The sequence below is a fragment of the Allosphingosinicella deserti genome (genome assembly GCF_003012735.1).
GTDB lineage: Bacteria > Pseudomonadota > Alphaproteobacteria > Sphingomonadales > Sphingomonadaceae > Allosphingosinicella > Allosphingosinicella deserti.
Map to the genome: position 1 here is coordinate 1 of NZ_PXYI01000020.1, position 10966 is coordinate 10966.

Consider the following 10966-nt stretch of genomic DNA (forward strand, 5'->3'; position numbering starts at 1 on the left):
CTTCGCCGCCGGCTTCGAAAAGCAACGGCCTGCACGCGTGCAGGCCGTTGCTTCACATGCGCCAATGCGCAATCACAATCGCCGGTCTCTAGTCCCGACTGGATGAAAGTTGGGGGTCACGTCAGGCGGCCACCGGTGTAGCAATTCGATAGGCTGCCGCGACGTATGGATATCAGGATTAGCTCACGACCAAAGCCATTCGCAACGACGGGCAGTAACGACGGGCTGCGGCAAGCGCGGTCATTTGCCTGGCTATGAGCCTCCGGCAGCTCGCCGGCGCGCGACGAACAAAATTCACGATGGAGCTTCGTCGAGGCAAGCTCACTCGTGCTTCGAACGAAAGATCCAAACCATCGCCGTGCAGACTTGCCCCCAGGTCCTGTTTCTGCTCGTGACTCGGCTTGTACTCAAATCGGCGTGAATGCAGGACGAAGAGTTTGGCAAGAAAGTGCGCCATCCCTCCAGAAGCGGATGCTCGATCGGCCGCGGAACACCTGCCGGCGCGGCTAGAGCCGATCCATTGAGCAGGGTGCGATCGCTGACCAGCCGATTGCGGCCCCGTAGCCTGCGGTTGGCCACCTTGTGCGTGCTCACCCTCCTTACTTCGGGCGGGTGTGCCTCCTTCCCCCGCGACCAGATGGGAGTGTGCCTGCCCTCCGCTGCGGAAGCGCACCGGCCTGAGCGGGGAGACGCCACGATATCAGTTCTCACCTACAACGTGGAAGGACTTCCGTGGCCGATCCGCAAAAAGCGGGGAACCCGGCTTCGGGAAATCGTCTCTCAGCTGGCGGCACTCCGGAGTGCCGGACGAGCGCCAGACATCGTTCTTCTGCAGGAAGCGTTCTCCGGCGACGCTTCGAGGATCGGCAGCCGTTCTGGCTACCCGTATTTTGTGCGCGGCCCGAGCACCCACATGCGACGCGCGCCAACCAGCGCTGCCGCAGCACGCCAGCTGGTCACCCGACGCAATCGGACAAAAGGGGAAGGCTTGAGGCGGTTTCTGCCGAGCGGGCTCTACATCCTCAGCGATCATCCGATCGTCGACACCGATCGCAAGCCGTTCCGCAAGCGCGAGTGCGCTGGCTATGACTGCCTGGCCAACAAGGGCATTCTCTACGCGCGGATACTGCTCAAGGGGGTTCCTCAGCCGCTAGAACTCTTCGACACCCACTTGAACTCGCGCGGAGCAGCCGGAGTGTCCGCCCAAAGGTCCTTGCTCGCACACCAGCTTCAGGTGGAGGAGCTGATGAGTTTCATCGAGCAACGGCGAAGCCCCGACTACCCAATGATCTTCGGAGGCGACTTCAACATGCGCAATGCTCCGGACCGCTTCGAGACGTTCGCAACGCGAAAGAGCTGGCCGCTCGTGCATGAGTGGTGCGTTGCTCGGGAGAATGTTTGCGACGTCCAGCTTTCCTGGGACGGTGATCAACCATGGATGGACACGCAGGACTTGCAGGGATTCGCAAGCGGCAAGTTGGTGCAGGTCTCGCCAATTCGGCTCGAAGCAATGTTCGACGTGCCTTGGCGCGGCGCCCCCCTCTCCGATCACGACGGGCTTCTCGTGACCTATCGCTTGTCCTGGCAGCGCGGTTCGGGGGACGCGCTGTCGCGCTGCGACGCCCCTGTGCCCGACGTTGATCCTGGGCTCATAGGTGCGCCTTAGGGACTATATGCGGCAATGGTCAACGGCCTACGCCTTCAGCTAAATAGCTTGGAAGAGCACTACTCCCGCGACGGTATCGAGCCTGCGTCGCGTTCCGGGCAGGCATTCGCGGCGCATGGTTGCCGCCTCAGAACAACCATCTCGCAGGCGTATCAGCAGACGGCGTTGTAAATAAGGGCGGGAAGAGATCCTGGGCGGATACGGGCCTTTTCCGGCGGACTGAAACGATCAGCTCGAAGGATCGTACCGCCTTTTGCCCGTTCGTCCGAACTTACCGTATGGACCACATGTGCTCCGCAGTCGTAGATGACCCACTGCTCGATTTCGGTGGCCTCAGTGGAACCGGCGAAGTTGCGCAAGAACCGTTGACGCAGCGCTACTCCCCGCGGCTCGCCCGTAATGGAAAGTTGGTCGACCTCGGCCCGGGTGCCATCCCCGGCAACTCCGATTTCAACCCAATTCTCCTTGCTTGCGGTGCTCTCAGTTGTGCCGGTAGACGCCAGGACGATCATGGGCGCGACGATTGCGGCACCGATCAGAGACCCGAAGAATGTGCGTCTCTTGCCCATTCGATACCTCATCCTGCCTTCAGTCTAGCTCGCGTGAAAAGCGGCGGGAGCACGGTCATGGATCCCAGATTCCTTGCAGACAAAGTGCGTCTCGGCTTCCGTTCTTGCCCGCTGATCATTCACGCCAGCATGCGTACGAGCCCATACACCACGCCCCCTATCAGCAGGATCGAGAGGATCGTGGCCGCGACGAACTGTAACGCAAAAGCTGCCTGACCTTTGAAATGTCGGCCGTTGCTCGCGTAAACTGCACCGCCGAGCATTGCGCCGGCACCAACGCCAAAAGAGGCAAAGTGTAGAAGCGAGCTGCCTCGCAGGCCCATCCAGGCAGGCAGAACGAGGGCAGCGAGCAGCCAGCAGAGCAGCTCTACCGCGTAGGCGATATCGGCCCAGTTATCGACTTTTTCGGCACCAAGCTGCCGTCGCATCCTTGCCTCCTGCGCGTAGTGATGCGGAGGTTATCCTGCTTCAGACCTAAGCGTTCGTACGGCTTTTTTATGCGTCTCGCGGCCCACGAAAGAACGTCGCAGTGGCCCGGGCGAGGTTAGAGGGGCCTGACTCCGCCAATCGTTGTGGCTTGGACAAGCGGACGATCCTGACCTGAAGCCCATCAGTTGAGACTATTGGTCCTAAGGCATGACGGTCGATGGTGGCATTCGCCGCCCCTCGGCAGCGTTCGCGGCCATGGGCTGCCTCCCGCCAGCATAGAAAAGCCGTTGTAACGGTCGCTCGGAGGTACGGATTACAGGGCGCGCCCACACCTTGGAGGATTTCGATGAAGCTGCGCCTTGCTCCCCTTGCTCTTGCCGCAGGTGCGGCCTTGGTCACCAGTGCCTGCGCAAAGAAGCAGCCGGCACAGTTGCCCCCCGCGCCGGTTGGGAGCGACGGGGCAACGGCTGTCGGCGATGATTTCGGCAGCGCCGGGCAGGTGTCGGAACTTGAGGGGTTGCGCCGCGACATGGTCTCGCAGGCCGGCGCGGACACCGTTCTTTTCGTCACCGACAGCCATATCCTCGACGATCAGGCCCGCGCCATTCTCGAGGGCCAAGCGAGATGGCTGCTTGCGCACCCGTCGGTTCGGATCACGATTGAGGGCCATTGCGACGAGCGCGGCACACGCGAATACAATCTCGCGCTCGGCGAACGACGGGCGAACGCTGCGAAGAATTTTCTGTCCGCCCGCGGCGTGGCAGCGTCGCGCATGAACGTCGTCAGTTGGGGCAAGGAGCGGCCCGCCGCACTTGGCTCGGATGTAGCCTCGCTGGCCCAGAATCGCCGCGCGGTAACGGTGCTGGTGAGCAGTTCCTGACCCGCGACGGGATGATGACCGAACTTCCAGATCAGCTCAGCGTCGACCAACCTGCTTTGATATCGCTTTGCGGCGCGCTTCCAATCCCCATAGGAAATCCGTGGTCACGTCTTCGCGCGTCTTCGTCCAAGCTGCAGTCAGGATGCGAATCTTCTCTGGGCGCATCCGGTGATGGGGACGCCCCCTGTCCCCATCACCACCCTTCAGAGGTGTCGCAAGTCTCTCGCCACGGGGCTCGCTTGCAGAGCTGGCAAATTGCTGGGCGGCGTAGGAGGCACCGGGGAATGACCATGTCAGGCTCGAACGCATCGACTTTCATGTCGGAGAACCGTTGCACCGATGGTCTCGTCAGGCGTTTCGAGCACGGCATCGCTGGCAGATGGTCTTTTGGGAAGCAGTTGAATTTTGGCGGAGCGCGAACGACCAATGATCAGCTCTTTTGGCCCGTCACCAGGTGCTGCAAGATCGCGCAACACCAAGGAAGATGGTTTCGCAGAAAGCAGCGAAATGGACCTCCTTGGCGAGGGTACGGAGCATCCGGCAGGGCGCGTTCTACTTGGGATAGCGATATTCGTCCTGGCAACAGGGCTGGCGATCTTCTCGCAGCAATTCGGGCGACCGGTTACGGCGGCAATCGTCTATCTGTTCGGCGTGACTGTCGCGGGAGCGCTGCATGGCATGCGCGGGGGCCTCTTCGTTGCAGTTGCAGCAAGCGTGATCTACAATTTCTTCATCAGCGACCCGGTCTTCCGCTTCAGCCTTACCTCGGCGGAAGAACTCGTCCCCTTACTCGCTTTCAACGTGAGTGCGGCAGCGTCGGCCCTCGTCGCCGGGCGCCTACATGAGCGCGCAGTCGCGGCAGAAAGCGCAAATCGCCGCGTCACCGCGCTCCTCGAGGTGAGCCGGCGGCTTCAATCTGCAGCCCACGTCAATCAGATCCCGCAGGCGATCGCAGGCTTCCTGGCGCGCCGAGGATATATCCATCCCGCAGTCTATCTTGCGGATTCCAACGGATCCTTGTCCGCTGATCCCCCGGTGATTGATCGGGTGCAGCTGGCCAAGCATTTGCTGGTAAGTGGCGATCCGTCGATCGAGCGGGATCAGGAGCGCGCGGTCCTGATTACCAAGGGCTCAGAGCCTCTCGGCGTGCTCGTCGTCACCCGGAGTGGGCAAGCCGAGAGCGACGACCAGGAGCAGGACCTTGATGGCTTGCTGACCCTTCTCGCCATTACTCTCGAGCGCTGTCTTCTTCTGGAGCAGGTTTCCGAAGCGGAGCTCGTACGTCGTTCCGAGGAGTTCAAAACCAGCCTCCTCTCTTCGGTGTCGCACGACATGCGCACGCCGCTAAGCGTGATTTCAGCGTCGGCAAGCAGTGTCCGGCGCTACGGCGATGAGCTCGCCGCCTCTGTCCGCAACGATCTCCTGGAGACGATCGAAGAGCAATGTGATCGCCTGAACCGCTATACCACCAATCTCCTCAATTTGGTTCGTCTTCAGTTCGGGGTCGATGCCGGCCAGTTCACCGAGTGCGAGGCGCTCGATGTCCTCGGGGCGGCCATCTCGCGCGCACGAACCATCGCTTCGGGACGTGAAATTTCGAAACATTTCGCGTTCCAGGATGCACTCGTGCGCGCTGATCCGCTGATGCTCGAGCAGGTCTTCTACAACGTTCTCGAGAATGCTGTCCGCTACAGCCCGGACGTTGCTCCCATCAGGGTCGCAGCTTGGACCGGCGAAGACTGGCTGCACGTGACGATAACTGACTGCGGAATCGGCATCGAGCCGCAAGACAGCGACCGGGTATTCGATCGCTTCTACCGCTCATCTCGGGCCACGCATCAGGAGGGGAGCGGTTTGGGTCTGTCGATTGCCAAAGGCTTCACGGAGGCGTTCGGCGGCACCATTCGGGTGGCGAGCGGCGCAGAAGGTGGAACGACGGTCGAGATCTGCCTACCTCTCCAACGTACGAAACGCGAGGCCCGATGAGGAACCGTATCCTGATTCTGGACGACGAGCCGGCCATCGCACGTGTCCTTCAGCCAGTACTGGAGGCGACCGGCTCCACCGTCTTGACAGCCGCCAATGCGCAGGCGGGTCTTCACGTCGCCCGAACCGCTGCCATCAACGTCGTTCTGCTCGATCTTGGACTGCCGGATGCGGACGGCAAGGAGCTCATCTCCACGCTGAGGAGCTTCGGAGACATGGCGATCATCGTCATCTCGGCCCGGCACCAGGGTAGTGAAAAAGTCGCCGCGCTGGATGCCGGCGCCGACGATTATGTCGACAAGCCATTCGACATCGCAGAGTTGATGGCACGCATTCGTGTCGCCCAACGACGTGCTTCCTCTCACGGCCGCGAGCGCGAACAAATTACCGTCGGCGAGCTCTCGGTCCATTTCGGCCGTAGGGAGGTTCGCTTGATGGGCGATGAGGTCAAGCTTTCCCCCAAGGAGTTCGACCTACTCCGAACGTTGCTGGAACATGCCGGCCAGGTGGTCACCCACCGCCGACTCCTGCTTGCCGGGTGGGGCGATCCTGCCGCGGATCCGCAATATCTGCGCAGCTACATCGCGCTTCTACGCCAGAAGCTCGAGGAGGACGCTGCCGAGCCGCGCATCCTGTTGACGGAGCCAGGTGTGGGTTACCGGCTCGCGGGCTGAGTGCCTCGCGCGAAGATGGCGCGTGAAGTCCCAAGCTCGGATGAGGCAAAATAGGTCCGGGATGATGGGGGCGCGAGATGAACCGCCCGCCTCGTCGGCTCCAGCTACGACGGTGCAGGCCAGGGGCTTCGGATGCTTTGTAGATGAAAGCTCCGCCGCTCTCGAGAGGTCTGATTGCGTTGCATCAGATCCTGGAGAAGAGTTCTCGCGAATGACCCTGGATCAGAAGGGGAAGTGGAGCGAAATGGCGATTATGCCGGCTATCCAGGTAATCAGATTGAGGGGCAGCCCCACCTTGACGAAATCAAGATAGCGATAGCTGCCCATCTGATAGACGAGCACGTTGGTCTGGTAGCCGAACGGGGTTGCGAACGCGGCGCTGCCGGCGATCATCACCGCCACCAGGAACGGGCGTGGACTGACAGCAAGGGACTCGGCGAGTGCTACCGCAAGCGGCGTGACGAGAACCGCCACCGTTGCGTTGGAAAGCAGCTCTGTCAGGAATAGTGTCGCCCCGTACAAGATGATCAGCGCAAGCAACGGGCTTAAGCCCTCGAGCGAGCCGACCAGCGATTCCGTGGCGGCGCTCGCAAGCCCAGTTTCGTCAAGCGCAATCCCAAGCACTACCATCCCTGCGATCAGCATCAGCACGTCGGGCCGGAGCCCCTGATACGCTTCGTCGGCGGTGATGATACGCATCAGGATCAGCAGCACCGCGCCAGCGAACGCGCATGCAGCGATCGGCGCGACATCAAAGCTGGCAAGAACAATGACTGCCAGGAACACGAGCGATGATGCGAGCGCCGCCGCCGGACGGAACGGGCGCCGGGTTTTGAAGGCGCTTGCGGCGCCGACCGATCCGCCGGCAATGCCAGGCTCGCCATGATCGGCGAGCACGTCGCCAACGCTCGCCGCCTCATCACCGTCTTGCAGGCGGATCAGGCGCCCGCTGAACAGCATCAGATAGGCGCCGCCGGCGAACGCAACCACCAGCCCGACCGGCGTGATCTCGAAGATGCCGAAGCGGGGTTGCCCCGCAATGGTCGCCATGTCGTTGACGAGCAGGTTGGTGGAGGTGCCGATCAGGGTGCAGCAGCCGCCCAGCACCGCGGCATAGGACAGGGGCATGAGGAACCGCTTGGGCGACAGGTGCAAGGTCCGGGCGACATCCCGTACCACCGGAGCGCTCAACACCACGATCGGCGTGTTGTTGAGGAATGCGGAGGCGGCCCCGCATATTCCGATGACGAGCCAGATCCCGGACGCTCCGATGCGCCGGCAAATGGCGACGAGATGCTCGATCGCGCTGTCGAGCAATCCGGAGAGCTCCATGGCGTAGGCAATGACGAACAGAGACGCCAAGGCGATGATCGCTGGACTGGCGAAAGCGCCCTGCACCTCCACGGGCCTGACCACACCCGTGACCAGGAGAAGCGCGGCGCCCGTCAAAGCGACGACGTCGCCTCTCACCTTGTCCCAGATGAGCGCGCCGACAACGCCCACGAGGACGAGAAGGGTTATGATCTGGTCGAGGCTCACCTGCCTGAAACGTCCGCCATTGTTACAGGTTCGCTCCATGGGTGGGTTTCCTGAGCAGCCAAATTCCCTTCGGTGTCGCGGCGGCTTCGGCTTGTGCTATCGTCATGCGATGCACTGCCGACGACGCGCTTCCAAGCGAATCTTTCTTGCCGCAATCGCCGTCACCGCCGCGGCGGCCTGCGGGCCCCAGACCAACGAACAGGACAACGTCGTTACGCCGGCAGAGGACAACGTGCTTGCCGCCGCACCGCCGCCCCTGCCGCCGGAGCCTGCGGTGCTGACCCGAGAGGACATCCTCCTGGCAGCGCTGCGGGCCGCCAGCGCGACCGCTATTGGCCGCAACGATAGCGAAGCGCAAAAACGGATCGACGGGTCACGATTCGAGTTTGCGATGCGCTTCGGATGCGCGACCGAGGCTGCAGCGCCTGATGCGCGAATTGAGGCGAAAATGGCCGCGGATCCGGCGGGCACACCGGCCGTGCAACCGAAGGAAGCTCCGAGCCGTCAATGGCAGTCTTCGATGGGCTGGCGCTATGACGCGGAACGCAAGCGCCTCGAGGTGACCGCCGCCCCGGACATCGATCTTGCCGATCCCATCGCCGCACAGCTTGCCGGTCAAACCTACGAGGCGGTTAACGGCTTCTGGATACCGAAGCCGTGGCTCCTGGACGCCGCGTGCCCAGCGACTTCCGGCTCACTCGTAACCAAGCCTGCGGACGGTCCCTGGGTCGGGATCGCCCAGTTCCACGGCCCGGAGGAATCGCGGGTTCAGCGTCGTGAAAGCCGCTCCTATCAGAAGATTGAGTCCCTCCCCCCCGACAAGGCCCAAGAGCTGCGTGCCGGGTTCGACCTCGTTCTGTCGGGCCGACTCCGTAGTCTTGCGAGCGGCAAGGTGGTGAGCTGTATCGGAAATGGGCCGAATGCAGCGCCGACCTGCATCATCTCGGCTGAAATTCAGAAGGTCGAATTGCGACGCGTCGACACCGACTCGCTGGTCGCGGAGTGGTCCTACGGCTGAGTGCTGCGACGACTGACGGGACGATGAGACAACCACCGAACGCTATTGTGATCTTCCTGCCCCGTAGCATTCCCGGTGTCGCGCAGGGCGTGCTGGCCGAGAGCGCGGCGCGGCAGGCGGTCCGCCCAACTGTGGCGATGATCATGAGGCGTGCGCTCAGTTCTTTGAGGAAGACGGCAACTCGTCATCAACGCATACGCGGGGTTCGCGATCGCAATCCTCTCCGAATATCTCCTCCGCTTCCGCATCTTCATGCGCCGTGGCTGGAATCGGCCCCGTCAGGCGCAGCACGGCGAAGCCAAGCAGGCCAGCCAAGGCGGATCCCGCCAGCGTCCCGATCTTTGCAGAATCGATCAAGGCAGGATCGGGGAAGGCGAGTTCGCCGATGAACAAGCTCATTGTGAAGCCGATCCCACAAAGAAGGGCCGCGCCGTAGATATGCGCCCATCGCAGATGGGAGGGCTTTGGCGCCAGGCCGCTCCGATCCGCCAGCCAGACCGCGCCGAACACCCCAATCTGCTTCCCGACAAGCAGCCCGAGCGCGACGCCCAGCGGCAAAGGTGACAACAGCACGTCGAGCCCTTCGATCGCGACCCCGGCGCTCGCAAATCCGAAAACCGGTACGATCCCGAACATCACCCAGGGGTGGATAGCGTGCTCGAGCCGCTTCAAGGGACTATACTGCTCCCCGCGCCCGAGCGGGATCGTCAGCGCGGCGAGCACGCCTGCGATGGTCGCATGAACTCCGGACTGGAAGACGGCAATCCAAAGCACGGCAAAGCCGAGTAGATATGGCCAGAGTCGCCGCACGCCGAACATGTTCATCATGGCCATTGAGGCAACGATCCCGGCGCTGACAGCGAGTGCCCATGTACTAAGATCTGCCGTGTAGAAGATCGCGATGATCGCGACCGCGCCGATATCGTCGATGATCGCAATGGTGACGAGTAGGAGCTTGATTGACGCCGGAACCCGGCCGCCGATGAGCGCCAGAATGCCAAGGGCGAAGGCAATATCCGTTGCGGCAGGGATGGCCCAGCCACGGCTCAATTGCGGATCGAAGCCGACTACCAGGGTGTAGATCAGCGCGGGAACGGCCATCCCCGAAGCAGCAGCGACGACGGGGAGCCTGCGCGCAGCGGGCGTTGCAAGCTGTCCGTCATACCACTCCCGTTTCACCTCGAGGCCAACCATCAGGAAAAACACGGCCATCAGGGCGTCTGCAATCCAATAGTGGATCGACAACGGCCCTATGCGCGTGTGCAGCAGATGTTGGTAGGCCGAGGCCAGCGGAGAGTTCGCGACGAGGAGAGCGAGAGTCGCGGCGCCCATCAGCAGCAGGCCGGCGTTGCGTTCCGATTTGGATGTGTCGATGGAAGCCATTCGAAGGTCCTGCACAGCTACTTCTACTCACGCAAGTCGGTCCAGGCAGCAAGGAAGGGTCAACATCAACCGAGGTCCGGAGGGAGCGACATAGACGAACCCATCAGCTTCGGCCTGAACTCCGGTGAGGCGAACGTCAGTCTCGCCATTGAGGATATTTTCGGCGTAGACAGGTGCGGTTAGCAGCCGACAAACCCATGAAAGCAACGTGGCCCGTCAGTTTTGCTCTGCATCTACGTCAACCGGTGCAAAGCAATGCACCCTCCCGAGATAGCCTTCGGCAAGCTCGTAGTGCGCCTTCACCGCCTCGGGGTGGCTTGCTTCCTGTGCTCTTCGCAACTCAGACTCCGCACGCATCATTAAATACGTCTCCTCCTCTGAGTAGAGACGTTCGCCTTCGCGCAATCGTATCATGATGGGTCCTCCACAAAAGCTTAGAGCCGTTTCGCAAGCGGGATTTCGCCGGCTAACGGTGCATCAAAGAATGGGTGCAGCAGGGGTGTGCCGCTTGCTCGGTGATTCTCTCGAGGACCCTACAACTTCCAAAACAAAGGCGTTCGCACAGCTTTTATATGGGCGGCGGAAACCTGCCGGGCCAGTCACGGCGAGATTTCACGGCCGACCTGTGCGAAAGCTCGCGAGTGCGTCCCGCATAGGGTCATAGGGGCACCGCTCGGTGCGCCATTGATCGACGATGACGTGACCCCCAACTTTCATCCAGTCGGGACTAGAGACCGGCGATTGTGATTGCGCATTGGCGCATGTGAAGCAACGGCCTGCACGCGTGCAGGCCGTTGCTTTTCGAAGCCGGCGGCGAAGGCA

10 protein-coding genes are annotated in these 10966 nt (G+C 62.0%); 5 read left to right on the forward strand and 5 right to left on the reverse strand.

The features are described from left to right. The first annotated feature begins 421 nt into the window (after positions 1 to 421). A complete protein-coding gene (locus C7I55_RS27920) occupies positions 422 to 1666 on the forward strand; it encodes an endonuclease/exonuclease/phosphatase family protein (RefSeq protein WP_158266629.1) in 1245 nt (414 codons plus the stop codon). A gap of 152 nt (positions 1667 to 1818) precedes the next feature. On the opposite strand, the gene C7I55_RS27540 is transcribed toward C7I55_RS27920, so the two are convergent. Both C7I55_RS27540 and C7I55_RS27545 read right to left on the reverse strand, forming a co-directional pair. After that, a complete protein-coding gene (locus tag C7I55_RS27540) occupies positions 1819 to 2235 on the reverse strand; it encodes a hypothetical protein (RefSeq protein WP_106516265.1) in 417 nt (138 codons plus the stop codon). Between the two features lie 119 nt (positions 2236 to 2354). Beyond that, complete coding sequence (locus C7I55_RS27545) at positions 2355 to 2663, reverse strand: hypothetical protein (protein WP_106516266.1); 309 nt, start codon at positions 2661 to 2663, stop codon at positions 2355 to 2357. A 347-nt stretch (positions 2664 to 3010) separates the two neighbouring features. Here C7I55_RS27545 and pal point away from each other — a divergent pair, with 347 nt between their 5' ends. The 3 genes from pal to C7I55_RS27560 all read left to right on the forward strand — a co-directional run bounded on the left by pal (position 3011) and on the right by C7I55_RS27560 (position 6204). Beyond that, positions 3011 to 3544 carry a peptidoglycan-associated lipoprotein Pal gene (gene pal, locus C7I55_RS27550; RefSeq protein ID WP_106516267.1) on the forward strand — a complete coding sequence of 178 codons (534 nt, stop codon included), beginning with the start codon at positions 3011 to 3013 and terminating at the stop codon, positions 3542 to 3544. 426 nt (positions 3545 to 3970) lie between these two features. After that, on the forward strand, positions 3971 to 5530 hold the full coding sequence (locus tag C7I55_RS27555) for a sensor histidine kinase (protein ID WP_106516268.1): 1560 nt from the start codon (positions 3971 to 3973) through the stop codon (positions 5528 to 5530). Next, complete coding sequence (locus C7I55_RS27560) at positions 5527 to 6204, forward strand: response regulator (RefSeq protein ID WP_106516269.1); 678 nt, start codon at positions 5527 to 5529, stop codon at positions 6202 to 6204. The genes C7I55_RS27555 and C7I55_RS27560 overlap by 4 nt, the downstream gene beginning before the upstream one ends. Before the next feature lie 222 nt (positions 6205 to 6426). Here C7I55_RS27560 and C7I55_RS27565 read toward each other — a convergent pair whose 3' ends face one another. After that, positions 6427 to 7743 (reverse strand): SLC13 family permease, encoded by a 1317-nt coding sequence (locus C7I55_RS27565; RefSeq protein WP_106516273.1) that lies wholly within the window; start codon positions 7741 to 7743, stop codon positions 6427 to 6429. A 91-nt stretch (positions 7744 to 7834) separates the two neighbouring features. Between C7I55_RS27565 and C7I55_RS27570 the strand changes: the two genes are divergently transcribed. Further along, positions 7835 to 8761, forward strand: coding sequence for a hypothetical protein (locus C7I55_RS27570; RefSeq protein WP_106516270.1), 927 nt, complete (start codon positions 7835 to 7837; stop codon positions 8759 to 8761). 156 nt (positions 8762 to 8917) lie between these two features. Here the strand turns inward: C7I55_RS27570 and nhaA are convergent, their stop codons facing one another. Then, entirely contained in the window at positions 8918 to 10144 is a 1227-nt protein-coding gene (nhaA, locus tag C7I55_RS27575) for a Na+/H+ antiporter NhaA (protein WP_106516271.1), read from the reverse strand. Positions 10145 to 10360: 216 nt separating this feature from the next. Further along, positions 10361 to 10558 (reverse strand): hypothetical protein, encoded by a 198-nt coding sequence (locus tag C7I55_RS27580; RefSeq protein ID WP_106516272.1) that lies wholly within the window; start codon positions 10556 to 10558, stop codon positions 10361 to 10363. Positions 10559 to 10966: the final 408 nt, after the last annotated feature.

Excerpts from the sequence above, each read along its gene's own strand:
- pal (WP_106516267.1), top strand. The coding sequence starts at position 3,011 with ATGAAGCTGCGCCTTGCTCCCCTTGCTCTTGCCGCAGGTGCGGCCTTG.
- C7I55_RS27545 (WP_106516266.1), bottom strand. The coding sequence starts at position 2,663 with ATGCGACGGCAGCTTGGTGCCGAAAAAGTCGATAACTGGGCCGATATC.
- C7I55_RS27560 (WP_106516269.1), top strand. The coding sequence starts at position 5,527 with ATGAGGAACCGTATCCTGATTCTGGACGACGAGCCGGCCATCGCACGT.
- nhaA (WP_106516271.1), bottom strand. The coding sequence starts at position 10,144 with ATGGCTTCCATCGACACATCCAAATCGGAACGCAACGCCGGCCTGCTG.
- C7I55_RS27920 (WP_158266629.1), top strand. The coding sequence starts at position 422 with ATGCAGGACGAAGAGTTTGGCAAGAAAGTGCGCCATCCCTCCAGAAGC.
- C7I55_RS27555 (WP_106516268.1), top strand. The coding sequence starts at position 3,971 with ATGATCAGCTCTTTTGGCCCGTCACCAGGTGCTGCAAGATCGCGCAAC.
- C7I55_RS27540 (WP_106516265.1), bottom strand. The coding sequence starts at position 2,235 with ATGGGCAAGAGACGCACATTCTTCGGGTCTCTGATCGGTGCCGCAATC.
- C7I55_RS27580 (WP_106516272.1), bottom strand. The coding sequence starts at position 10,558 with ATGATACGATTGCGCGAAGGCGAACGTCTCTACTCAGAGGAGGAGACG.